The 24,165-nt window shown below is 40.6% G+C and carries 23 protein-coding genes and 3 tRNA genes; 25 read left to right on the forward strand and 1 reads right to left on the reverse strand.

Annotated elements, in window-relative coordinates; all coding sequences use genetic code 11:
- Positions 1 to 39: 39 nt before the first annotated feature.
- The 25 genes from EFE42_RS09565 (at position 40) to EFE42_RS09690 (ending at position 21,541) form a co-directional block, all read left to right on the forward strand.
- Positions 40 to 315, forward strand: coding sequence for a ferredoxin-thioredoxin reductase catalytic domain-containing protein (locus tag EFE42_RS09565; protein WP_123137025.1), 276 nt, complete (start codon positions 40 to 42; stop codon positions 313 to 315).
- A gap of 398 nt (positions 316 to 713) precedes the next feature.
- Entirely contained in the window at positions 714 to 2,285 is a 1,572-nt protein-coding gene (serA, locus tag EFE42_RS09575) for a phosphoglycerate dehydrogenase (protein WP_123137026.1), read from the forward strand.
- Entirely contained in the window at positions 2,263 to 2,790 is a 528-nt protein-coding gene (locus tag EFE42_RS09580; protein ID WP_233564809.1) for a hypothetical protein, read from the forward strand. Before serA ends, EFE42_RS09580 begins: the two co-directional genes overlap by 23 nt.
- Positions 2,790 to 3,254 (forward strand): DUF2240 family protein, encoded by a 465-nt coding sequence (locus EFE42_RS09585; protein WP_123137028.1) that lies wholly within the window; start codon positions 2,790 to 2,792, stop codon positions 3,252 to 3,254. Before EFE42_RS09580 ends, EFE42_RS09585 begins: the two co-directional genes overlap by 1 nt.
- Positions 3,255 to 3,369: 115 nt before the next feature.
- Positions 3,370 to 3,750, forward strand: a complete 381-nt coding sequence (locus tag EFE42_RS09590) for a 50S ribosomal protein L18e (protein ID WP_123137029.1) — start codon at positions 3,370 to 3,372, stop codon at positions 3,748 to 3,750.
- A 16-nt stretch (positions 3,751 to 3,766) separates the two neighbouring features.
- Complete coding sequence (locus EFE42_RS09595) at positions 3,767 to 4,186, forward strand: 50S ribosomal protein L13 (RefSeq protein WP_072360923.1); 420 nt, start codon at positions 3,767 to 3,769, stop codon at positions 4,184 to 4,186.
- 12 nt (positions 4,187 to 4,198) lie between these two features.
- The gene (locus EFE42_RS09600; protein ID WP_123137030.1) at positions 4,199 to 4,603 is read left to right on the forward strand and encodes a 30S ribosomal protein S9; all 405 of its coding nucleotides are present in this window, start codon (positions 4,199 to 4,201) and stop codon (positions 4,601 to 4,603) included.
- A gap of 8 nt (positions 4,604 to 4,611) precedes the next feature.
- Positions 4,612 to 4,800: a DNA-directed RNA polymerase subunit N gene (locus tag EFE42_RS09605; RefSeq protein ID WP_072360919.1), complete on the forward strand. Its 189-nt coding sequence runs from the start codon at positions 4,612 to 4,614 to the stop codon at positions 4,798 to 4,800.
- Positions 4,801 to 4,875: transfer RNA gene (locus tag EFE42_RS09610), tRNA-Pro, on the forward strand.
- A gap of 168 nt (positions 4,876 to 5,043) precedes the next feature.
- On the forward strand, positions 5,044 to 5,226 hold the full coding sequence (locus EFE42_RS09615) for a DNA-directed RNA polymerase subunit K (protein ID WP_123137031.1): 183 nt from the start codon (positions 5,044 to 5,046) through the stop codon (positions 5,224 to 5,226).
- Between the two features lie 10 nt (positions 5,227 to 5,236).
- Entirely contained in the window at positions 5,237 to 5,965 is a 729-nt protein-coding gene (gene rpsB, locus EFE42_RS09620; RefSeq protein WP_123137032.1) for a 30S ribosomal protein S2, read from the forward strand.
- Between the two features lie 79 nt (positions 5,966 to 6,044).
- Positions 6,045 to 6,848, forward strand: a complete 804-nt coding sequence (locus tag EFE42_RS09625; protein ID WP_123137033.1) for an MEMO1 family protein — start codon at positions 6,045 to 6,047, stop codon at positions 6,846 to 6,848.
- Positions 6,849 to 6,873: 25 nt separating this feature from the next.
- The gene (locus EFE42_RS09630) at positions 6,874 to 7,791 is read left to right on the forward strand and encodes a mevalonate kinase (RefSeq protein ID WP_123137034.1); all 918 of its coding nucleotides are present in this window, start codon (positions 6,874 to 6,876) and stop codon (positions 7,789 to 7,791) included.
- A complete protein-coding gene (locus tag EFE42_RS09635; protein ID WP_123137035.1) occupies positions 7,784 to 8,563 on the forward strand; it encodes an isopentenyl phosphate kinase in 780 nt (259 codons plus the stop codon). The genes EFE42_RS09630 and EFE42_RS09635 overlap by 8 nt, the downstream gene beginning before the upstream one ends.
- A gap of 15 nt (positions 8,564 to 8,578) precedes the next feature.
- Positions 8,579 to 9,670 carry a type 2 isopentenyl-diphosphate Delta-isomerase gene (fni, locus tag EFE42_RS09640; protein WP_123137036.1) on the forward strand — a complete coding sequence of 364 codons (1,092 nt, stop codon included), beginning with the start codon at positions 8,579 to 8,581 and terminating at the stop codon, positions 9,668 to 9,670.
- Positions 9,671 to 9,732: 62 nt separating this feature from the next.
- The gene (locus EFE42_RS09645) at positions 9,733 to 11,076 is read left to right on the forward strand and encodes an RNase J family beta-CASP ribonuclease (protein WP_123137037.1); all 1,344 of its coding nucleotides are present in this window, start codon (positions 9,733 to 9,735) and stop codon (positions 11,074 to 11,076) included.
- 28 nt (positions 11,077 to 11,104) lie between these two features.
- The gene (locus tag EFE42_RS09650) at positions 11,105 to 12,070 is read left to right on the forward strand and encodes a polyprenyl synthetase family protein (protein ID WP_123137088.1); all 966 of its coding nucleotides are present in this window, start codon (positions 11,105 to 11,107) and stop codon (positions 12,068 to 12,070) included.
- 83 nt (positions 12,071 to 12,153) lie between these two features.
- Positions 12,154 to 13,800 carry a type II/IV secretion system ATPase subunit gene (locus EFE42_RS09655; protein ID WP_123137038.1) on the forward strand — a complete coding sequence of 549 codons (1,647 nt, stop codon included), beginning with the start codon at positions 12,154 to 12,156 and terminating at the stop codon, positions 13,798 to 13,800.
- Between the two features lie 6 nt (positions 13,801 to 13,806).
- The gene (locus EFE42_RS09660; protein ID WP_123137039.1) at positions 13,807 to 15,732 is read left to right on the forward strand and encodes a type II secretion system F family protein; all 1,926 of its coding nucleotides are present in this window, start codon (positions 13,807 to 13,809) and stop codon (positions 15,730 to 15,732) included.
- Between the two features lie 37 nt (positions 15,733 to 15,769).
- Positions 15,770 to 16,660, forward strand: a complete 891-nt coding sequence (locus EFE42_RS09665) for a hypothetical protein (RefSeq protein ID WP_123137040.1) — start codon at positions 15,770 to 15,772, stop codon at positions 16,658 to 16,660.
- Positions 16,661 to 16,717: 57 nt separating this feature from the next.
- Positions 16,718 to 17,746, forward strand: coding sequence for an AmmeMemoRadiSam system radical SAM enzyme (gene amrS / locus EFE42_RS09670; RefSeq protein ID WP_123137041.1), 1,029 nt, complete (start codon positions 16,718 to 16,720; stop codon positions 17,744 to 17,746).
- A 95-nt stretch (positions 17,747 to 17,841) separates the two neighbouring features.
- Positions 17,842 to 17,914: transfer RNA gene (locus tag EFE42_RS09675), tRNA-Asn, on the forward strand.
- A gap of 20 nt (positions 17,915 to 17,934) precedes the next feature.
- Positions 17,935 to 18,009, forward strand: a tRNA-Ile gene (locus EFE42_RS09680).
- 821 nt (positions 18,010 to 18,830) lie between these two features.
- Positions 18,831 to 20,177, forward strand: coding sequence for a lipopolysaccharide assembly protein LapB (locus tag EFE42_RS09685; RefSeq protein ID WP_123137042.1), 1,347 nt, complete (start codon positions 18,831 to 18,833; stop codon positions 20,175 to 20,177).
- 1,019 nt (positions 20,178 to 21,196) lie between these two features.
- Positions 21,197 to 21,541 carry a hypothetical protein gene (locus tag EFE42_RS09690; protein ID WP_123137043.1) on the forward strand — a complete coding sequence of 115 codons (345 nt, stop codon included), beginning with the start codon at positions 21,197 to 21,199 and terminating at the stop codon, positions 21,539 to 21,541.
- Between the two features lie 92 nt (positions 21,542 to 21,633).
- Here EFE42_RS09690 and EFE42_RS09695 read toward each other — a convergent pair whose 3' ends face one another.
- Positions 21,634 to 23,850: a DEAD/DEAH box helicase gene (locus EFE42_RS09695; RefSeq protein WP_123137044.1), complete on the reverse strand. Its 2,217-nt coding sequence runs from the start codon at positions 23,848 to 23,850 to the stop codon at positions 21,634 to 21,636.
- Positions 23,851 to 24,165: the final 315 nt, after the last annotated feature.

Consider the following 24,165-nt stretch of genomic DNA (forward strand, 5'->3'; position numbering starts at 1 on the left):
TTTTATCCATATTGAACAAAGAAAACAAGGAGTGATATAATGAAATTCGAAGATGAACTTGAAATGAAATTCTATGAACGTTCCAAGAAAAATGCTGAAACTACCGGGTACAAACTTAATTCAGACTATGATGTTGTCACCACTGCGGTAAAAAATATCGCTAACAATAAGCGCAAGTATGGTGAATGGTACTGCTTCTGCCAGAAACGAACAGGTGATAAAGAAAAAGATAAGAAGATTATCTGCCCGTGTGCACGCCGTGCCCGGGACGTTGAGACCCGTGGTGCATGTAAGTGTGGATTGTACATTAAGTAATAATGTTAGAAGATTGCAATGTATGAAAGGTCAAATTTGAACTATTTTGTTGACCTTTTCATCCTCCTTCTTTTTTGATCGCTGCTTTTACAGGCTTTTATATCTATCTTTTTATTCCTTCAGGTGCACCACAGGGCCGTTATCAGGTATATCTGGTAAAAGCAACCTGGATTATGATACATAATAGGATTTCTATTCTATTGACAATTACTGTTGTGGTACAATGGCTGTCATGCATGACACGCAATCTACTGGGAAACTCTAAAGAGTGTGAAAGATAATCCGCCGCGATGGTTAGATATATTTATATGGGTGGTTCAATCTAAAGTCTGTGTTCACCGGAGGCTATCCGTTATATCGGTGTATTATATCATTGTTATCACATGGAGAATATTAAAATGAAGGTACTAGTCAGTGATTCGTTATCAGAGGAAGGAGTGGCAAAACTTGAAGAACATTTCGATGTGGAGGTTTCAACAGGCCTTTCCGAGGATGAACTTGTTGAGAAGATCGGAGAGTTTGACGCCCTGGTCATACGCAGTGGAACACAGGTTACTGCCAGAGTGATCGAAGCCGCGGATAAACTCAAGATTGTGGGGCGTGCAGGAGTTGGAGTGGATAATATAGACATTCCTGCAGCTACAGAGAAAGGAATTATTGTGGTGAACGCACCGGAAGGCAACATGCTTTCAGCTGCGGAACATACAATTGCAATGATGCTTTCAATGGCACGCAACATTCCGCAGGCAACTGCATCACTTAAAGCAGGCAAATGGGAACGTAAGAAATTTTTAGGCGTTGAGGTAAATGGAAAGACCCTTGGAGTGATAGGCCTGGGCAGGATAGGTGCCGAAGTCGCCAAAAGAGCACAGGGACTTGAAATGAACATTCTTGCCTATGACCCGTTTGTAAATGAGGACCGAGCAAAAGAACTGGGTGTGGAACTGGCATCTGTAAAAGACATTGCAAAACGTGCCGATTTCATCACCGTACATACACCACTGACCAAAGAAACCCGCAATATTCTCGATACTGAAGAATTTGACCTGATGAAACCTAATGCAAGGGTCATTAATTGTGCCCGTGGCGGAATTATCAATGAAGATGCCCTGGGGCAGGCTCTTAAAAATGATCAGATAGCGGGTGCTGCCATAGATGTATTTACAAATGAACCACCTGAGAACTGTTCTTTTGTTGGATTGGACAATGCTGTTGTCACCCCTCATCTTGGTGCATCGACCGAAGAAGCACAGGTCAATGTGGCTGTATCCGTAGCAGAAGAAGTGATCTCTGTATTAAATGGCGGACCTGCACGCAGTACTATCAATATCCCCTCCATAAAACCGGAAATAATGTCCACAATTGCGCCTTATCTTGAACTTGCGGAGACCCTGGGAAGTGCCGTATCCCAGCTGATGGATGGCAACTATGAAAAAGTGGAAATTGCCTATAAGGGAGATGTTGCCGGCAAGGACACCCGGCATCTCACACTTGCGGCCCTCAAAGGTGTACTGAAGACCATAATGGGTGCTGCTGTAAATTATGTAAATGCTCCTTCAATTGCTAAATCCCGGGATATTGAAGTCGTGGAAAGTAAATCCGAAAGGGTAGAAGAATATTCATCCAGTGTAACGATCAAACTCAGCAAGGATTCCATTTCCAAAAGTATTACCGGTACAGTGGTAGAGGATGACTTGAGAATAATCATGATCGACGGGCAGCGGGTAGATCTTGCACCATCCGGTTACATGATCGTTTCCAACCATATTAACAGGCCCAATGTTATAGGCCCATGCTGCATGATACTGGGGGATAATGAGATCAATATTTCCGGTATGCAGGTAGGTCGTGTCCAAATATGTGGGAAGACCATAATGGCATTGAATGTGGATTCCGAAGTATCAGAGGGTATCCTGGAACAAATTCGCCATGTTGATGGTATCATAGATGCCAAACTGGTGTCCCTCTAATAGGAAAGAATTGACCAAACCCATGATGAAGAAAAGGATTTACCACCGATTCCCACATAGGGAGGTCCAGTTTGAACAAAAGAACCGGTATTATGCGGATTTGCCCTATCTTGTGAAAGTGATGGCTAATACGGATGGCAGGTTCGGTATGTTCGTCACCGAATCTGTTACAAGAAGAGGTTACCGAATACAGGCAAAACGTGAACTCAAAGTTGAAATTGTCATGAATGGTATTGATTTTTCACCATTGAATTATCGTAATGCTGATTCGGTTGTTGGCACAATTGAACCTGAAGGGATGGTGGATTTCCGTATCTCACTGAAATACAGTTATCTGGATGGTGAATATAGCAGGGTCCCTTTCAAAGGTGATGTCTTCCTGGTAAGGGCAATTCTTGAAGGGGATGTCCTTACCCTTCGTATCAATCATATTGATGGACCCGGCAGAACCGAATGTGGAAGAATTGCTGATACAATTGTTGAAGAATTAAGACGTGGCTCCTGATGGATGAATTGAAGTATGTGGTAGCGGCTCCCTTCAAAAGGAATGAAGGTAGTTCGATGCTTCCACAGGATTTTGAATTTTCTCTCTCCTTTGACCTTAAATGGATGACACCCGAACAGGCATCCAGAATACTGGATATTGCTTTAAATTCTCATTTGCTTTATATGGAAGATGAGCATTTACACCCTGCATTTGACCCATCGACAGTTGATATCCCGAGAGGATTCATCCCTTCAAAAGACATCCTGCAACAGGTAACCCTTGTTGATCAGATTCTGGAATACATCGCATCCTGCAGTAATATGGACCTAAAACAGGTAGTATCACTTGTGAATAATCGGCATGAGAATCTTTCAGGTATGGTGGATGTTGAAGTTGCCGCCCTTATTATCGGGAGAGAACTTGGTTGTGATGTGGACAGATTCTATGAAAAGGTCCTGCAAAACGTTTCAATTAACGGTTGACTAATACACAATCTTTATCTATTAGTAATTTAATTACACCCCACACTCCCTATCTATTCACCATGTTCGAACGCAAATTGTGCGTGAGTGAGAGATATTCTTGCAGAGGGACATTATGAGTAAAAAAACACAAAACAAGATTAAAAGGAAATCAGATCCAAGGGTTCCTTCCCTGATTGTCAGCCTTAAGGAACAGGCACGTCAGGAAGATGCTCCTATCTGGAGAGATATAGCCAGAAGATTGGAGAAACCAAGGAAGAACTATGCCGAAGTAAACCTGAGTAAACTCAACAGGAACGCAACAGAGGGCGAAATCGTTCTTGTTCCGGGAAAGGTACTTGGTGCCGGCACTTTGAAACGCTCCGTGGCTGTTGCAGCACTTGGTTTCAGTGCATCTGCAAAGGAAAAAATCGCAGAAAATGGCGGCAGATGTGTCACTATTGAAGAGATTATGAACGAAAAACCGGCAGGCTCCGGTATCAGGATCTTGATCTAAAGGCAGGTGTTCTATAATGACAGTTATCAATGCAGATGGACTTATTATGGGAAGGCTTGCAAGCAAGGTTGCACATAGACTTCTTGCTGGTGAAACCATATCCATAGTCAACGCCGAGAAAGCTATAATCTCTGGAGCAAAAATAGCTACCTACGAAGATTACGAGCACAAAAGGTCACTTGGAAGCCATGAATTTGGCCCATTTTTCCCAAAAAGGGCAGACAGGATACTTAAAAGATCTGTCAGGGGAATGCTCCCATACAAAAGAGCACGTGGTAAAGACGCTTTTGCACGCCTCAGGGTTTATATTGGCATACCTGAAGAATTTGGAAATGCTGAATTAGAGGCTGTAGAAGGAACAAATATCGACCGCCTGAGTACTGCAAAATATATTACCATCGGGGAATTGAGCAGAAAAATGGGTTCAAAATTCTAAGGAGAATCATAAATGACCAACAAAGTTTGTAATACTTCAGGGAAGAAGAAAACAGCCATTGCCCGCGCAACTGTTAGTAAGGGCGTTGGCAAAACCCGTGTTAACAAGAAACCTCTGGAAGTTTTAGAACCAGAGTTTGTAAAACTTAAAATCATGGAGCCCCTCATGCTTGCTGAAGATGCCGCATCCGGCATTGATATCGATGTAACAGTAAGCGGTGGCGGAATTATTGGCCAGGCAAATGCAGTGCGTACTGCTATTGCAAGGGGTATTGTAGAGTGGACAAATGACACTGCTCTTCGTGATGCATACATGGCATATGACCGCAGTCTTCTGGTAAACGACTTCCGACAGAAAGAATCCAAGAAATTTGGTGGACCTGGCGCTCGTGCCAAATACCAGAAATCTTACAGGTGAAAGCATAAATGTTACCAGTTCGCTGTTTCACATGTGGCAAGGTAATTGCAAATAGCTGGGAAGATTACAAAAGGCGAGTTGAACAAGGAGAAGCACCTGCTGCAGTACTTGATGATCTTGGTGTCACCCGTTACTGTTGCAGACGCATGATCCTTGCACACGTTGAACTTGTCGATGTAGTTGCACCATACCAATAAGGGACCGTAGGGTAGGCTGGACCATCCTTCGGCGTTCGGGACGCCGGTACCTGAGTTCGAATCTCAGCGGTCCCATCCCTTTATACTAAAGGAATTGGTAAGTGTATGAATAGTTAGCAAACCACATTCGGAGGGACTCCGGATATTCCTATATATTTCCGATTAATATTGATAAATGGACTTTTCTAGATCCAGTAAATTCCACGTCATCCATCCTATTGTAACTTCTGCCAGGGTGATTAATTGAGCAATGAGAAATTTACAAAGTATGAACGTGCGAGGATCATTGGAGCCAGGTCCCTACAGATATCAATGGAAGCTCCTGTGCTGACTGATATTGACAGCAATGATTCCTTACAAATCGCTAAGATTGAATTTGAAAAGGGTGTCATCCCTATTACAGTAAAAAGAGATATTTCATCATGAGGTGAACTTTATGGAAGAAGATCAGGTTATTGAAGAAACATTAGATGAACAGGTTGAACAAAAGGTGGAGGAGGCTCCTGTAGAAGCAGAGACTCCAAATGTCGAAACTACAAAAGAGGATACAACAGAAACAGCTGGTCCGGAAGGTCCTGCACCGGATTCAACTTCCCTTGTTCCGATAGACGAGTATCTTGCATCCGGAATACACATCGGTACCCAGCAGAAGACACAGGATATGATGAAATTTGTATATCGTGTGCGTACAGATGGACTTTATGTTCTGGACATACAGGCTACAGATAGCAGAATAAGACAGGTATCTCACTTCCTTTCAAAATACGACCCTGCAAAAATACTGGTCGTATCCGCAAGGCAGTACGGCCAGTTCCCTGCCAAAATGTTCTCCAAAGCAATTGGGGCAAAATCAATGGTAGGACGTTTTATCCCGGGTACCTTAACCAACCCTTCAAATGAAGGATTCTTCGAGCCCGATGCAATAATGGTTACCGATCCTGCAGGTGATGCCCAGGTAATCAAAGAAGCTGTCAACATCGGAATTCCCGTTATAGGACTTTGTGATACCAATAACATGATATCAAATGTTGATCTGGTAATTCCAACAAACAATAAGGGACGTAAAGCACTTTCCCTCATATACTGGCTTCTTGCAAGGGAAATCTCAAAAGAAAAGGACATTCCATTCAATTATACCATGGATGATTTCGAAGCAGGTCTGTAAGGCTCCCGGTTAATTCCGGGAGTAACTTGCTCCCATCCATATCACTTATATAATTATTCCCTCCTAACCATAAGAGGGTATTATTATGAGACAGCCAACAGTAGCAGGCCAGTTCTATCCTCTGGGTATCAAACCCCTCAAGAAAGAGCTGAGCCATTGTTTCAAGGATTTGGAATTGGTCAGCGAAGATGCATATGGAATAGTTGTTCCTCATGCAGGATACATGTTTTCAGGCCCGGTGGCGGCTTATGCCTATTCCAAGTTGCCAGAGGCAGACACCTATGTAATATTCGGTCCCAATCATACGGGCTATGGATCTGCAGTGGCACTATCAACTCAAACCTGGTCCACTCCTCTGGGAGATGTTGAAGCCGATGAGAAAATGGGAGAAATGCTTGCAGGATCAATAATCGATGTGGATGAAGTTGCCCATATGTACGAACATTCAATCGAGGTCCAGTTGCCTTTCCTGCAATATCGTTTCGGCGATTTATTCAAAATTCTTCCAATATGCATGGGTTTGCAGGACATAGATACTGCCCGGGAAGTCGGTTTGGAAGTTGCAAAAGCTGCGGAGAAAACCGGGAAGAGAGTGGTGTTTATAGCGTCAAGTGACTTCACCCATTACCAGCCACATGAAACCGCAAAAGAGACAGATATGTATCTGATAGATGCACTGGTAAATATGGATGTTGAGGAATTTAACCGCAGACGAGAAGAACTTTCCGCAACTGCATGTGGATATGGACCCATTGTAGCAATGTATACTGCAGCAGAATATATGGGAGCAAATACTGCAGAACTGCTGAAATATGCTACAAGCGGAGATATGACCGGGGATTATTCAGCAGTTGTTGGATATGCAGCCATACTTGTGAAATGATCCAGTAAAGGGAAAAAGAGTTCATATGATAACCTGTTCAGCACCGGCAAAAGTGTACCTTTTTGGGGAACACGCCGTCGTTTATAATGAGTCGGCTATTTGCTGTGCTGTAAATATTCGTACCAGGGTAAATATTGAATATTCAGAAAATATTGTGATCAATTCATCCCTTGGAACTACAGGTATTGATTATGAAATTCATCCCTATGTATCTGCCGTTGTGGAAAAAATAAGAAAAAAATCGCCATACAGAGGAGTGTCAATATCCATTGAATCGGATATCCCTGTGGGTTCGGGGCTTGGCTCCTCTGCGGCGGTGGTTGTGGCAACGATTTGTGCTTTTAACAACCTTTTAAAACTTGGAATGGACAAGGAATCCATAGCATCCTTTGGGCATTCAATCGAAAAAGAAATACAGGGAGCTGCAAGTGCTACGGACACCTATGTATCCACAATGGGTGGGACCGTTGCAATACCTGCACGACAGCATCTGAAAAATCCCCTATGTAACCTGGTAATAGGTAACACCAATGTGTTTTCCTCCACAGGACAACTTGTAGCGAAAGTCGCATCTCTTAAAAATATATATCCGGAAGTTATCACCCCCATTCTTTCTACTATAGGAAAAGCGTCTTTGAGAGGAGAAAGCCTTCTGGAAAATGAGGATTACAGGGCACTTGGGGAACTTATGAATGTAAATCAGGGGTTACTTGAAGCAATCGGCGTGGGTTGTGATGAACTTTCCAGACTTATCCACTCAAGCAGAACTGCCGGTGCACTTGGTGCCAAGATTACCGGAGCAGGAGGCGGTGGATGTATGGTTGCCCTTGCAGAAAATGAGAATATTGATGCCATTTCCAGAGAGATCAAAAATGCCGGCGGAATCCCCATCGTAACAGGAGTTACTGATTCAGGTGTAAGGGTGGATTTTGATAATGAATGAGAAAACTAGCGATATTACCGTATTGAAAATCGGCGGTAGTGTCATCACGGACAAGAGCAGTGATGAAGGAGTAGCCAAAGAAAAAACTATAATACGAATAGCCCGTGAAATTTCGTTCTTTGAAGGTCGTCTTATTATCGTACATGGTGCCGGTTCATTCGGCCATCCCCAGGCACAACGGTACGCCCTTGCTGACAAATTTTCCGCTGAAGGCTCCGCAGTCACCCACCGATCGGTTGCTTCATTAAATGAATCGTTTGTAAATGCCCTTGCACAAAGGAATGTTAATGCAGTAGGAGTACATCCTATGGGATGTTTTGTAGCAAAAGACGGACGCATATCCGAATCATTCCTCCCTGCACTGCAAATAATGCTTGAAAAAGGAATCACACCTGTACTTCATGGAGATGTTGTGATGGACACAATAAAAGGTTCTTCAGTAATCTCCGGGGATCAGATCGTTCCCTATCTTGCTTCAAAGCTCAATGCATACAGGATAGGTGTGGGAAGTGCAGAAGATGGTGTACTTGATGAACATGGCCATCCTATCCCACTAATTACTCCGGATAATTTTGAAGTTGCCAGTATGCATATTGGAGGATCGGAAAATACCGATGTAACCGGCGGGATGCTGGGCAAGGTAAAAGAAATGCTTGAGATGTCCCGGCAAACAAAAGTGCCTTCTTATATCTTCAATGCCAATGCAGGCGGTAATGTAATGAGTTTTCTGAGAGGGGAAATGATAGGTACTGCAATTAAAGACAGGACTTGAATAATTGGGGTTTTTATGAGTACTTCCAGCAGAAAACTAGAACATATGCAACTTTGTGCCCAGCAACAGGTTGAATCCAGAAAAGCCGGGCCAGGATTTAAGGACGTGAAACTTGTCCACCGTGCACTTCCGGAGATGGACATGGATTCAGTGGACATTTCCACGAGTTTTCTGGGAAAAAAACTGGATGCACCTTTCATGATAGCCTCTATTACAGGCGGCCATCCCGATACGACACCGGTAAATGCGGCACTTGCAGAAGCCGCCGAAGAAACCGGTATTGGAATAGGTGTAGGAAGCCAGAGAGCTGCCATAGAAGATCCGGTTCAGGAAGAATCTTTCAGTGTAGTAAGGGACAGGGCTCCTAATGCTTTTGTTTATGGTAACATCGGAGCGGCCCAGGTAAAGGAATACGGTATAGAAGGTGCGGAAAAACTGGTTGAAATGCTTGACGCCAATGCCCTCGCCGTACACCTGAATTTCCTTCAGGAAGCAATACAACCCGAAGGTGACAGGGATGCCACCGGCTGTATTGAAGCAATCGAAGAAATATGTTCAATCGATGTACCAATTATAGTAAAAGAAACCGGGGCAGGCATTTCCCGGGAAGATGCCCTGCTTTTGAAAGAAGCCGGAGTAGCGGCAATCGATGTGGGCGGCGCCGGCGGGACCAGCTGGGCTGGAGTGGAAGTTTATCGCGCCAAACAGAGAGGAGACCGTATTTCCGGCCATCTGGGGGAACTTTTCTGGGATTTCGGAATTCCAACTATCCCCTCCCTGATTGAATGTCGTGTCTCCCTCCCCCTCATAGCTACGGGTGGTGTACGTACCGGACTTGACATTGCCAGATCCCTTGCACTTGGGGCAAACCTGGCCAGTGCAGCCCTGCCTTTCGTAGCCCCGGCCCTTAAAGAAGGAAATTCTGTAAAACAACGTCTTGAAATAATGTTTGAGGAACTGAAAGTTGCAATGTTCCTCTGCGGCTGCCCTGATATTGAAAGTTTGCGGACCTCATCGTCCATGGTACTTCAGGGCGAGACCCTCGAATACCTGAACCAGCGCGGCTTTGACATCCGCGATATTGAATTACGTTCTAAATTACTTTGATATTATTCTACAAATCAAGATCATTAAATTAAGAAATTGAAAATCATTAAAGAGGACTATATATGACAGAACTAGGGATTGTTGCAGTAGGCGGCTACAATGAGATGGGCCGTAACATGACTGCCATAAGAGTTGATGACAAGATCATCATAATTGACATGGGACTACGTCTGGATAGGGTGCAAATCCATGAGGATGTAGAAATTGATAAAATGCATTCTCTTGAGTTAATTGAGATGGGTGCTATCCCTGACGACACAATAATGAAAGAGATTGACGGGAATGTATGTGCAATTGTTTGCACACACGGCCACCTTGATCACATAGGTGCTATTTCAAAACTGGCACACAGATATGCAGCTCCGATAATCGGAACGCCGTACACCTCTGCCCTGATACAACACCAGATCGATTCTGAACGCAAATTTGGCGTGAAGAACAGGATAATAACCGTAAAGGCCGGCGGCACATACCAGGTTAGCGATGATGTCTCTATCGAAATGATAAGAACCCAGCACAGTATCATAGATGCAGTATTTGTTGCAGTCCATACTCCCAGGGGTGCCATTTTGTATGCATGCGATTTCAAACTTGACCGTACACCTACCCTCGGAGAACCACCAGCATTTGACAGGCTAAGGGAACTTGGTAAGGAAGGTGTTGTGGCCATGATTGCCGAAAGTACAAATACACCACGTGCAGGTAAAACCCCTTCCGAAAGAATAGCCCATGATATGGTGCGTGATGTATTGCTTGGAACTGAAGAATCCGATGTGGGCATGATAATAACCACTTTCGCATCCCATATTGCCCGTCTGAATTCCATAATACAGTTTGCGACAGAAATGAAGAGAACCCCGATCCTGCTTGGGCGCTCTATGGACAGATATGTGAACACCGCCCGTGAGCTGGGATACATCGAACTTCCGAAGAAAACAGAAATATACGGTAACCGCAAAGATATTGACAAAGCATTCAAGAAGATAATGGATAAAGGTAAGGACAAATACCTCCCAATCGTTACAGGCCACCAGGGTGAACCGGGTGCAATTCTTTCCAGGGTTGCCAATGGTGATACTGCCTATAAGATTGAATCGGGAGATAAGGTCATTTTCTCAGCAAACACAATCCCTACCCCGATGACACAGGCAAACAGGTATGCTCTTGAGACAAAACTCAAAATGAAAGGAGCACGTCTCTATGACAACGTCCATGTTTCCGGACATGCATACCGGGAAGACCACTGGGAATTAATAAGACTCGTCAATCCTGAAAATGTAATTCCTGCACACGGCAACATCGATATGCACAGCGCTTATATTGAAATGGCTGAAGATGCAGGCTATGAACTAGGCCACACACTTCATCTATTGAGAAACGGAGAAGAATTATATATTGAAGATTAAACCTTCAATCATAATTGGTTGGGATAATATGGATTTAATTGATGAATTAAAAAAACGCAGTACTCAGGTCGATGAATCTATACAGGAATTTTTGCCCATCGACCACCCGGAGGAATTATACCGTGCAACACGGTACCTTCCGGATGCCGGAGGGAAAAGACTTCGCCCGGCAGTCCTCATGCTTTCCGCTGAAGCAGTGGGCGGGGATTCAGATTCCGTGCTTCCTGCTGCCGTTGCCCTTGAACTTATCCATAATTTCACACTTATACACGATGATATTATGGACAGGGATGACATTCGCCGCGGAATGCCGGCACTTCATGTGAAATGGGGTACTGCAGGAGCAATTCTGGCAGGGGATACCCTTTATTCCCGTGCCTTTGAGATCATTTCAAAAATGGATGCTGATCCACAAAAATTACTCAAATGTGTGGCCTTATTGTCCCGTACCTGTACTGAAATCTGTGAGGGACAGTGGCTGGATGTTGATTTTGAAAAAAGGGATATTGTGGACGTGGATGAATATCTGGAAATGATAGAAAACAAGACATCTGTGCTTTACGGTGCTGCTGCCAAGGTGGGTGCCATCCTTGGAGGAACATCCGATGAAGTTGCTGAGGCAATGTATGAATTCGGTCGCCTTACAGGTATCAGTTTCCAGATACATGATGATGTGATCGACCTGGTTACTCCGGAGGAAATTCTGGGCAAATCCAGAGGTAGTGACCTGAAAGAAGGCAAAAAGACCCTAATTGCCCTTCATGCCCTGAATAATGGCGTTGAACTGGAATGCTTTGGCAAAGCAGATGCGACTCAGGAAGAAATCGACAGCGCAGTCGCAAAACTGGAAGAATCAGGAACCCTTGCATATGTCAGGGAAATGGCTGATAACTATCTTCAGGATGGTAAAAACAAACTTGACCTGCTGGAAGATTCCCCGGCAAAAGAGACGTTGGTTGAAATTGCCGATTATATGGTCAGTAGAGAATACTGACCACTATTTTTGTGAAAATTTATATATATATTATTCTCCCTATAGTAACCAAAGTTATACTTTATTCTTTGAAGGAGAATGGTATGAAAGATTTGGCGCATAGGATAGAAGATTATAATCAAGCATGCCTATATAACAGGTCTTTTCTTAATAAATTACAGTTTTGGAAAGGAGACCCTGAAACACTACCTGCTTATGAGCCTGATATCCATGGTGATCTGGTAGATTTTGAGATTCCAGAAGGATATGAAGAAATTGAACGCTATTGGGTTGATGAACCCTATGTATTCGTAAGCATTCTCAAAAGACTGGGTATATACCATTATGTGGTTGTGGAACCTTCCCTTTCTGTGTATGAGAAAGATATTCTGGAGCGCACCTATAGCGATCTGAAAGACGTTCTCACAATCGATGAAACACCGTGTGTCGATGCAGATAGAGATATTATCCTTGTTACAAAGGCCCTTTCTCTTTTCAAACGTTACCATATTCCACTGGATGTTTCTTCTGAATACAGGATCCTTTACTACCTGAGGCGAAATTTTCTGGGATTTGGAAAAATCAATCCTCTTATGATGGATTCTGGTATTGAAGATATTTCATGTGATGGGGTAGATATTCCAATATATCTTTATCATCGAAAATATCTGAATATTGAAACAAATATTGCATATACTGAAGACAAACTTAACTCTTTTGTGATCACTCTCTGCCAGAGGTCGGGAAAACACATCTCAGTGAGTGAACCACTTGTTGATGCTACTCTTAATGATGGATCGAGACTGCAGGCTACCCTGGGCAAAGAAATTACTACCAGGGGCAGTTCTTTTAATGTACGTAAATTCAGGGGAGACCCGATTACTCCTGTAGATCTTATCAATTTCGGAACCTCTAATCTGGAAATGATGGTATACTTCTGGCTGGCAATCGAAAACGGTTTCAGTGCCATTTTTGCAGGAGGAACGGCTTCGGGTAAAACCACAATGCTTAACGCGATCTCATTATTCATACCACCGCTTTCCAAAATAGTGTCCATCGAGGATACCAGGGAAATCATGATGCACCATGACAACTGGATAGCAGGTGTCACCAGGGATTCCATAAGCAGAAGTGGAGCTGGAGAAGTTTCAATGTATGACCTTCTCAAATCAGCTCTGCGCCAGAGACCAGAAACCCTGATTGTAGGAGAAGTCAGAGGCAAAGAAGCCCTTACACTATTCCAGGCTCTTTCAACCGGGCATACGACCTATTCCACGATGCATGCAGGTGACGTGCAGACGGTGGTAAACAGACTTGAAAATGAACCTATCAATGTACCGCATGTAATGCTCCAGTCCCTTGATATCCTCTGTATACAAAGACAGGTATATCTGGATGATAAAAGAGTACGCAGACTGGACAGTCTTGTCGAATTTACAGGAATTGATCCCAAAAGCGGAGATATAAGAATCAATGAATTATACCAGTGGGATTCTACCAAGGATGAGTTTTACCACAATGGCCAATCCAATGTATTGAAACTCATTGTACAGAAAAAAGGTTGGTCCCCTCAAAAATTGCGGGAAGAAACGCAGAATCGCCATATGATCCTGGAATATCTTCTGGAGCATGACATCAGAGATTACATAAGTATTTCACTACTGGTGAAAACCTATGCAACATCTCCTGAAATCGTGCTGGATGCAATTGAAAATGATGCTCTTGTAGAACTGCTGCAGCAGGAAAGGTGATTTTTGATGATGCCTTTTCAGGATATTGCATACAGGTTATTCGGCAAACATGCATTCCAAAAAAAAGATAAGTATCCGAAATTATATCATTCCCTGAAAAGTGCACGTTTTGCTATTCCTGCAGATCAGTATATCTCAACAGGATATTTCTATTCACTACTTGCTTTTTTCGTCACAGGTATTATTTTTTATTTTATTGCATCGCGTCTTTTCAGGATTCTTGATATATCCATCATCGATGATATGCGCATAATTGCTCTTCTAGCTTCCTTTATTGTGGCCCTGTTATCTTCCACGACTCTTTTTAAGATCCAGATGAAACTCCCACTCCTCTGGGCAAGCACTCGAAAGGCCTACCTCGACCAATCGTTAACCCACGCTGTAGCATACCTGTACGCATTGAGCAAAGGTGGGGGGATGAGCCTTTTTGATATATTTAAATCTTTAAGCCAGCAGAGGCATATTTATGGAGTTGCTGCAGATGAATTCGGCTACATAGTCAGGGACATGGAATACTTTGGCTATGACATGCTCACAGCACTGAAAAATGCAAATGAAAATTCTCCCTCTGAAAAATATAAGAATTTCCTGGATGGCATGCTCTCAATTATTTCCAGTGGTGGAGATGTTACTTTATATCTCAAAAATAAAAGTGAACAATATCGTTTTCTTGCAAGCAGGGAACAAAAGACCTTTCTTGAAACACTCGCAATCCTTGCAGAAGTTTATATTACAGTATTCGTAGTGGGCCCTGTTTTTCTCATAACAATCCTTATCGTATTGGGCTTTATGGGATCGAATTCATTAGACATACTCTACACTTTAGTGTATGTCCTCATACCGATTGGCACAGTTTTATTCATAGTGTTCTTATCCACAATATCGGATAACCTGGAAGGAAGAAGTATTCAAACTTCACAGCAAATTCTCAATGAATTTGATGATATAAGAGTTAATGAATATTCAACTATCGATGAAAAGATGCTGAAGAAAATTTCCTGGAACTACAGGATCAATAATATTATTGATAAGGTTACCAACCCTTTTAGGTGGTTGACCAGTAAACCTCATTATTCTCTTATATTAAGTATTCCTGCAGGCCTGATTTGCATTTTATATGGTATCCGGGAGAACCTGACCATATTATCATCGCTCGATTTTTCAAGCATCACTTTAAGTTACATCAATGTAGAGGCAGCTGCTGCAATCGATGATTACATTGTGTTTGCATTTTTTATCATAAGTATTCCTTTTATTGTATTTTATGAAGCAAAGAGAAGATGGGTTTCAAAAGTTGAAAGTGAAATGCCCGAATTCTTGAAAAAACTTGCAAGTATCAATGAAGCAGGAATTCGCCTCTCCAGCGCAATATCCCTGGTTTCACGTTCAAAAATCGGGGTATTGAATACAGAAATCAAGAGAATGGCTTCCCATCTTTCCTGGGGGGGCAATCTTGAGGAAGTGCTCAAAAAGTTTGAATACAGGGTCAGGACTGAATTTAACAGCCGAATTATTACTTTTATCATAAGGGCCAGCGAATCGACAAGCGATGTGATCAGTGTACTCAACATAGCTGCATCAGAAGCCGAGATGCAAAATCAGCTTAAAAAGGAACGCTCAGCTGAAATGACAGTATATGTATTCATAGTTTATGTAGCATTTCTGGTGTTTCTTTTCATTGTTTATGTGCTTGCTGCCTACTTCCTTCCGGCAGTACCCTCTTCTGCAGGAGATGCAGCAGCAGGCATGCCCCTGAATATTCAATTTGACATGGAAGCCTATATATTGCTTTTCTTCCATGCATCCCTTATACAGGGCGTATGTTCGGGGCTGGTTGCCGGGAAGATGGGATCAGGCAGTGTTTTAGCGGGCGTGAAACATTCACTGTTCCTTGTATTGATAGCTTATATCACATTTACACAATTCATCTAAAACAGGATAAACATGTAAGCAGGAGTAATGGAACTATATGAATTCAGGGAAACAGTTTTTCAAATCCGAATCTGCAGTATCAACAGTCGTTTCATTTGTCCTTTTGCTGGGTCTTTTTGTGACAGTGCTGGCTGTCTTTAATGCTCATTACATACCTGAATGGAAAGCAGATGCTGGAAAAGCCCATATGGATGATGTCTATGATGACATGTCCCAGTTAAAGGCAAAGGCTGATATGCTTTCCCTTGCCAGTTCTATTGATGCAGATAGCACTATTTCTTTGAGCATACCCATTAAGATGGGAGGAGGAGATATTCCCATAGTGGGTCCCACCAAGTCAAGTGGCACACTGTCAGTGAATGATAGTAATTACAAGGTGGACATTACGGGAATGAATTCTACAGACTCTTTTATATCAATTGGCTCATATGATCTTGGTACTATCAGTTATGCTTCAAATAATGGTTATTATGTTGACCAAACCTTTGCCTATGAAAACGGTGCTGTGATCGTATCACAAAGGGAAAGATCCCTTATGAAACTGAGCCCGTCCATATCAATTAAAAACCGATCTGGGTCCCTATTGGAAGTTGATTTAACTTTAATGAAAATTGCCGGCGATAGGGTAGTTATTACCAGCAACGGTATCGAAGAAATAAAACTTACAAGTAATGATTGGGTTGAGGAGTTTAATTCAACTAAAAATGAGTCTCTTACCAACCTTACAATTTCTATGAATACCAGTTATCCTTCAGCATGGGCAAAATATCTCAATGACTCTGCTAAAAGTGAAGATCTTGTTTATTCCGTTGATTACAATATTGATGAAGGAGATGATTATGTTACCTTCGATTTGAATCCACCAGGTGGCAATATCGATTTTTATCTAAACAAAGCAACAGTGGATGCAAAGGTTGGAACTTTCTAATCTACTGGCAGATAGTTTTTTATCATTCAAAGTACCCAGTTAAAGGGGGGTATAAGTTTGTTAAAAGAAGCTATGTTCTATGAACAACTTGAGGATAAAAAGGTACGTTGTAATTTATGTAATCACAGGTGTCATATAGCAGAAGGTAAAACCGGTATTTGCAGGGTGCGACAGAATAAGGAAGGAAAACTGTATAGCCTGATCTATAATACGGTTTCAAGTGAAGCCGTTGATCCGATCGAAAAGAAGCCTTTATTCCATTTCTATCCGGGCACTTACGCCTATTCACTTGGAACCATTGGCTGTAATTTCCGCTGTAAATATTGCCAGAACTGGACCATCTCGCAGGTTAACCTGGATGAAGCACAATCGGTGGAGATCACTCCTGAGCAGGCAATCGAGCGGGCAGTTGCAGCAGGTTGCAAGAGTATTGCCTGGACCTATAATGAGCCGACTATATGGTATGAATATACCTATGACAGTGCAAAGCTTGCTAAAGAGGCAGGCCTGGCTACGGTTTATGTGACAAACGGCTATATCACACCGGAAGCATTGAAGCATATATCTCCTTATCTGGATGCTTTCCGGGTGGATATCAAGGCGTTTACAGAAAGGTTCTATCACGAACTCACTTCTGCCCATTTGCAACCCGTACTTGATTCAGCCAAACTGGCCCGTGAACTGGGAATGCATGTAGAAGTGGTGTATCTGGTGATTCCCACATTCAATGATTCAAGGGATGAATTGAGGGATGTTTGTCGATGGGTAGTGGAAAACCTGGGTAAAGAAACACCGGTTCATTTCACACGCTTTCATCCGGACTATAAACTCCAGAATGTCCCTCCAACACCTATTGAGACTCTCGACCTGGCCCATGAAATAGCAACTGAAGAAGGACTGGAATATGTATACCTGGGCAATGTTATGTCCTCTAAATATGAGCATACGTTCTGCCCTTCCTGCGGCAATATGATTATAGGCAGGGGAGTTTTTGATGTGGAAGAAAATCATCTGACAGAGGATAACAAATGTGAATACTGTGGTGCAGCCATTCCGATCTCTGGTAAATATGGGGGTTACCTGTAAAATCCTCTGATGTAACCCCTTTTTCCCGGCGCCAAACAAAAAGTTTAAATCAGATTAATGCATTAGAAGCGCTCGCGACAAGTCGCATACAAGGTGCCGCCATAACTCAGTTGGTAGAGTGTCTGGCTGTTAACCAGAATGTCACAGGTTCGAGCCCTGTTGGCGGCGCTCCTTTCATCATTTTCTATGGGCCTATAGCTTAGTCTGGTTAGAGCGCTCGGCTCATAACCGAGCGATCACCGGTTCGAATCCGGTTAGGCCCACTATAATATTTTACTAATTCCCAAACTTCCAATGTTTTCATCAGAACATCCTTTTTTTTACCACAGCAGGCACAGCCTTGTTTCAGGAAAATGAAACCCTTTTTGGTGAAATGGAACAGGAAAACCGGGATTGAATAGACATTCAGCAACTTTCGATGGGTATTCCAGTGGTTGCGGGATTGTTGTCGAGGAAGGAGCCACGATTGTAAGTGTGGGTTCTGCCATCTTCGAAAAAGGGGATTATTGAAATTCCCTGTCAGGAAACATGCAATCACTGTAGACATACTCCATACCAGTATTTGACCCACACAACCCGGATCCCAATCCGATAAGTCTCATCCCTGCCCCAGGCGAACAAGTAACAAGTAACCGAACAAGTAACCGAACAAGTACACTAGTTAGCGAACTTTGCTACCTTCTAATTGACCCATCTCAAACGCTGTTCCAACACCTGAATCCTGAGTTTTCTTCAAGCAGTGTTTAATATAATGAATCCTGCAAACCTGAAACTATCTCCATCAATTGTTGGTGGCCCTCTCCTAAAGGCAATTTTGAGGTTTTGCGTTTAAAAGAAGCCATATACTTTTTGCCTTTTTACGGACAACTTAAAGATTTATATTAAAACCTGTTTTCATTAATTTTAATTAATATTGTATTACGATTTGTATGAATTTATATTTGAAACTAATCAATCAAGGAATAGATCTCCTATATGTACAGTGAGAAAGTAAACGTTCAATCATAAAAGTTTGCAGGTATTTTTATAGGATATCAGATAAACCATAATGTGCCTGCTTTTATGTTTTTGGAGGACATAATAAGTGAACTACGAACATGATATTCAAAAAATGACGGAGTCTCTGAATAATAAACAACGATGTGACCTGATCGAGTATCTCATATCAAATAACCCGGAGGTTCCTTATTTAATTCTGGAGTGGTACAAAGAAATGTTGGAACTGCCAGAAAATTCACTCCAAAAGGAAACTTCTGAACAGCTGGATGATGCCCTGTTAATGGAATACTGGGAATATGCAGGATACATCATTTCTGAATTCAATGAATATGGCGGTGGGCCGGAGGAGAAAGAGGAAACAGCATATTATTGGCTTGATAAACTTTCCGAACTTATAGAAGAAGGAAACATATCCCATGAGGCAAAGATAACTTTTATAGATAGTGCATTTATTGAATATGACAAGTATAACTCCGGTTTTGAAGATAGTCTGGCAGAGATATTTTTTGAGTTGTGCCAAACAGAAGAGGAATGGAGATACCTGATCGCAAAACTTGAAAATCACCCATCGGATTGGAAAAACAATCTTATCATGGAAATACTTCGGTACCATCTTAACGATAATGATGCTTACCTGGAACTACGTTCAAAGAACCTTGAATACGGAATTGATTACTGCCAGCTGGCATATTTTTATTTTGAACATGACAACACTAAAAGGGCTGTGGAAACTGCCGAAGAGGGTCTGTTGAAAGGAAAAGGACGCCTTACAGTACTGTTTGAGTTCCTGTTCGATTATTTTGCCAGAATCGGGGATATTGCAAATGTGGAACGTATTGTCCATACTGCAATGGAACGTAGAGAAGATGAAAAGGAAATGCTGAATAAACTATTCGAATATTACAGGTCGCAAGGTAACTATGGAAAAGCCAAAAATGCTCTTTTGAGATCTTTTGTATATGATGCTGGCAATGAATACAAAGAATACAGGAAGATTAAGAGTTATCTCAAAAGTGAAGACTGGAGTAAGATCGAACCTAGTATTTTCGAATCTCTCAGGGACAGGAATATAATTGCTTATCTGCATGTCTGTATGGACAGAGGCATGAAAACCCAAGTAATGGATATGCTTATCAGTACGCTGGAAAATCCCCGCTTGAGGTTACGGTCCGATGAACTCGATGAGTTTGCAGACCAATTGAAAGACGATTTTCCCAAAAGGGCTATAGAATACTACTGGCAGAAAGCCTACTGCAATATCCCCGGAGGCAACAGAAAAACGTACAGGGTTGCAAATACCTATCTGGATAAAGCCAGGGAGATATACATTGACATTTTAGAGGAAAAGCCTGCATGGAATGAGAGGTTAAATGCCCTGAAACTTGAATTTAAGAACAGGCCCGCCTTCCTTGAAGAAATAAGCAAATTGTAATTTTTAAAAGGTTTTTATTGATTTTTCTTATAGGTGGAATTTGTTCAAATCTTAAGATAGTTATCCTTCATTTATCCATGAAGTGGTTCACTGTAGTATTCTTCTTATTTGTTCCCAAATGGAAGTTCTGGAACTCTCATTAAATCTATGGAGCTTATTCCAAAACTCCGGATAACCTATCCCAGCATAGCACAAGTCCAATATCTAGATTCCTCTGAAAGGCCACAGCCATCAGACCTACATACTATTATTCAGATCCATCTTAAATCATGCGAAGAAGCGGTCTATTCCATGTGCTTCTTTTCAGATATGATCCATAATCAATTTTTGTCCTGCAATTATTTCCTAGTCTTTTTACAGTTGCTTGTTGCATACGTACATACGATGCTACGCATCGTAGATGATAGTAGAATATGGAAGGCATGGATATGCATGTAAAGAGACTGTCGGAAAAGTGGTAAAATCGAAACATTTCAAGCAATGACTGAAAGTAAAACGCTATGCTGTGTTGCACTGTATTTAATGGATATGTTATAATTTTCTTGAATATGGGCTTTTCCGACAATCTCTATAAATTAAAAAGATGGTATACTACTTGATGGGAAGTATAATAGTTAGCCATAGAACATATATTAAAAGTTTACAATGCACTCAGAAGGTAACGTTATCCTGCAATTCAGCTGAGAACAAAATGTGCAAAAATATCTATTTTCTTTCTCACTCAAAACGCTATAAAGCCACTCAATCTTCAAAAACTATTCTTTTAAATATTTTTAACATACAGTTGATTGATAGCGTTTTTCATTACTATTAATTATATAGAGACAAGTTTCTGATTGGATGTTGAAAATGTAAATCAAACCGACATTTAATGTATAATTTTTATTCTCTAAAAACTCCATTTTTTGCTATTAAGTCAATATTAATAAGGGAAGAATGCCTTGATTTATATGTAGCAAAAAGAGAAAATTGCGTTCTCTTGATGCTGATATAAGTATAAAATTAGTGGAGAAATAAAAATGAGTTCTGAAGATGAAAGCTACATTAAGGGCACTGAAACTGTCTACCTAAGTGAAGGTGAGAAAGCCATTTCAAAAATATATTATAAAGATGGACATGTCCTATATCTGAATTCCATTGGGATGTTCTTCGAAGAAATAGGCAATGAATTCCACGAAGATGAATATGGCAATATCCTTAATGACAGAGATGAAATTGTGGATTTGGATGATGACCTTCTTTTCACATATTATGGAAAATGGGCTTTAGAAGACAAAGTGAAAGATGTTATTGAAGATGACATGGCCTACACCCTTCCCTGCATTTTTGAAGCAGAGAATGAAGAAGCAAAAGAAGATTCTTGAACAGTGAGTAGCTTTTTTGCTCCCAATATTTCTAAATTAATCACTTGGTAGTAAATTTTGTGTCAAAAAGTAGGATGATATAATCAAGAACTTTATTCATAAGATTCCAGAAATTCTTTCAACTTACGTGGATTCCTACCAGAAATAATTAACAACCATCTATGGTTGGGCAAATCCACCATTTTTATATTTTCATGAATGTTTTGTTTTTCATGAGCCTCTCTTAACAATTTCAACCACATACTATCAGATATAAATCCATGGATGCCATCCAGCAAATCAATTAATTTTTGTTTTGGTTCTTCAGAGATAGATTGTACAATATATCTCATATTAATGGTACCAAAATCATTGGAAATGATTTTCTTATTTTTAAAATAGTAATCATAAGCAAATTTTTCTGATTGTTTCTCAAGTTTCAGAATTTCAGGATTATTGGGATCATACATTTGGGCATCGATTCCCATTTTGGTCGTAATGTCATATATCCAGGCCAAATCATTTAGATAACTAAATGAGTCTTCAGAATCAATGAATGTATGGGGCAAAGCAACAAAATGGTGGAATATTGGTTTTTTACCTGGGCTCTTTCTTAAGATTCTGCCCATTCTTTGCACAAGCTGAAGTTCAGTTTTTGCTGAAGAGACATTTATTCCTACATCTGCATCAGGAATATCAATTCCCTCGTCCAGTATTTTTGGAGCTATTAATACACCTTCTGAACAATTCCTAAATTCACGCATTGAGTTTTCTTTTTGTCGTTCATTTAAATCCGAATGCACAATATATGCATTAATATCACCGTTTAGTGCTTTGTATATATTTTCACATGTATCAATATTCATAGCAAAAAGAACACACTTCTTTTTTGATCCTACATTTTTAGCAAGCTTTATCGCGTTTTCAATTTTAGGAGAAGATTTGTGAATAATTGGTCGTCTTTTGAATATAAGGCCTTGTAGTTTAAGCCACTCTTCAGGAATTCTTTTTCCATTGTAGTTACATTTCTTAACTAATGAAATGAAATCAGATATACTATCAAAACGAGAAAATTTGCCTTCTGACAATTCACGAATTCTTTTAGAAGAAGTTGAATTAATGTAATCAAACATATTAATTATCTTTTTAGAAATGTCCTTGAACTCTCTGTCTTCAATAGGAGCTAGATATGTCTTATGAATAAATAATTTGAATTCTGGAATCACTCCTTTTTTGCAAGCATCGGATAAACCAAATTTAAAACACGTTTTACCGATATGAGAATACAGTACATTTTTACCTTCGCCTTTTCCTGTAATCGTTGCTGATAATCCCATTTTCCATTTACATGGTACATTTAAAGCTTCACGGTATTCCTTACCAGCGCCATGGTGTACTTCATCAACAATCAATAAATCGGTTTCATAAAGATGAGGATATTTATATACTGTTTGAAGTGTATTAAATTCAATTCTGAAATTACCTTCACGGAATAATGAAGAATTGTAGTCTAGATCAGGATCTGCAACTATACCTAATTTATCGATTGCTTCTCTCCTCCATTGATTCAATATTGCTCTTGAATGAGTAAGCACAAGTACCCTCAGATTATCATTAAATTGTGCAAGATGGCTGATTGCTGCCAGTCCAATTACTGTTTTTCCAGTAGCAGTCGCCATTTCCAATATTCCTTTTTTATCTGCTTTCAACCATTCTTCAAGAGCCATTATCTGATGAGGCCACATATTCAAATGCATGAATGGTTTGTTAGCAAGATATTTGAGTTGGGATTCAGGCAATAACAACTTATCAAAAAAATCATATAATTTTTTATTTGCATTTAATACAGCAAATAAATCAATTGAAAAGAATAAACTATTGAGTGGAAAACGACCCAATACATCTCTTATAACAGAATAATCCAATGATATTATGTTTGAAATTTTTTTAAATAAATATGTTGTTTCTGTATTCGAAAATGATTGATTTAAAAAAATTAACGCATAATTAAATTGTGAAATGTCATCCAGTATTTTATCACTAATAGTGTCATCGATTCTCTCTTTAATTACATTTTGCAAATTTGTGAATGTGAAATATTCCAATTCCTGGTAATTTCTTTTATTGTATGGATCAAGGCGAAAAAAGAATCTATTGTTATCAGGATCCAATTTTAAATTATAATAAGTCAAAAGTTCTTCATCTGCAATACCCAAGGCTTCAGCTACAGTATTTTTATTAGTGTTTAATACGTTGTTATAAAAATACTCGTAGGTGTAAGTTTCAGGATTTCTAAAGTAATCTCTTTCATAGGGTTTTACAGCAGGCATGTCTACATTCACTCAAAATTTCGATGGTAATGCATAAAGATTAACTTCAATATAATATTTGTCATTTATTTTAGGATTATTATTGTTATTTTAAGCGTGAATTTAGAAATAGGAACTACGTAAAATTACGTACGTTTGTTTATTGTATGCATGTCTTATCTTATTTTTAGTCTTACGATGTAATTATGGAGATATATTATTATATTGTTATATTGTGAGATTGGTGTACATATCCGAAAGAGATTTCCTGATATTTTGACACTGCAATAAAATATAACTATTACCATTATATACTATCATAAGTAAATAAAATAT

Source organism: Methanohalophilus sp. RSK (assembly GCF_003722075.1).
Classification (GTDB): Archaea; Halobacteriota; Methanosarcinia; order Methanosarcinales; family Methanosarcinaceae; genus Methanohalophilus.

Excerpts from the sequence above, each read along its gene's own strand:
- fni (WP_123137036.1), top strand. The coding sequence starts at position 8,579 with ATGAGTACTTCCAGCAGAAAACTAGAACATATGCAACTTTGTGCCCAG.
- EFE42_RS09600 (WP_123137030.1), top strand. The coding sequence starts at position 4,199 with ATGACCAACAAAGTTTGTAATACTTCAGGGAAGAAGAAAACAGCCATT.
- EFE42_RS09590 (WP_123137029.1), top strand. The coding sequence starts at position 3,370 with ATGAGTAAAAAAACACAAAACAAGATTAAAAGGAAATCAGATCCAAGG.
- EFE42_RS09635 (WP_123137035.1), top strand. The coding sequence starts at position 7,784 with ATGAATGAGAAAACTAGCGATATTACCGTATTGAAAATCGGCGGTAGT.
- EFE42_RS09565 (WP_123137025.1), top strand. The coding sequence starts at position 40 with ATGAAATTCGAAGATGAACTTGAAATGAAATTCTATGAACGTTCCAAG.
- EFE42_RS09645 (WP_123137037.1), top strand. The coding sequence starts at position 9,733 with ATGACAGAACTAGGGATTGTTGCAGTAGGCGGCTACAATGAGATGGGC.
- EFE42_RS09695 (WP_123137044.1), bottom strand. The coding sequence starts at position 23,850 with ATGCCTGCTGTAAAACCCTATGAAAGAGATTACTTTAGAAATCCTGAA.
- EFE42_RS09580 (WP_233564809.1), top strand. The coding sequence starts at position 2,263 with ATGCCAAACTGGTGTCCCTCTAATAGGAAAGAATTGACCAAACCCATG.
- EFE42_RS09630 (WP_123137034.1), top strand. The coding sequence starts at position 6,874 with ATGATAACCTGTTCAGCACCGGCAAAAGTGTACCTTTTTGGGGAACAC.
- EFE42_RS09690 (WP_123137043.1), top strand. The coding sequence starts at position 21,197 with ATGAGTTCTGAAGATGAAAGCTACATTAAGGGCACTGAAACTGTCTAC.
- EFE42_RS09660 (WP_123137039.1), top strand. The coding sequence starts at position 13,807 with ATGATGCCTTTTCAGGATATTGCATACAGGTTATTCGGCAAACATGCA.
- serA (WP_123137026.1), top strand. The coding sequence starts at position 714 with ATGAAGGTACTAGTCAGTGATTCGTTATCAGAGGAAGGAGTGGCAAAA.
- EFE42_RS09665 (WP_123137040.1), top strand. The coding sequence starts at position 15,770 with ATGAATTCAGGGAAACAGTTTTTCAAATCCGAATCTGCAGTATCAACA.
- EFE42_RS09650 (WP_123137088.1), top strand. The coding sequence starts at position 11,105 with ATGGATTTAATTGATGAATTAAAAAAACGCAGTACTCAGGTCGATGAA.
- EFE42_RS09585 (WP_123137028.1), top strand. The coding sequence starts at position 2,790 with ATGGATGAATTGAAGTATGTGGTAGCGGCTCCCTTCAAAAGGAATGAA.
- EFE42_RS09605 (WP_072360919.1), top strand. The coding sequence starts at position 4,612 with ATGTTACCAGTTCGCTGTTTCACATGTGGCAAGGTAATTGCAAATAGC.
- rpsB (WP_123137032.1), top strand. The coding sequence starts at position 5,237 with ATGGAAGAAGATCAGGTTATTGAAGAAACATTAGATGAACAGGTTGAA.
- EFE42_RS09655 (WP_123137038.1), top strand. The coding sequence starts at position 12,154 with ATGAAAGATTTGGCGCATAGGATAGAAGATTATAATCAAGCATGCCTA.
- EFE42_RS09595 (WP_072360923.1), top strand. The coding sequence starts at position 3,767 with ATGACAGTTATCAATGCAGATGGACTTATTATGGGAAGGCTTGCAAGC.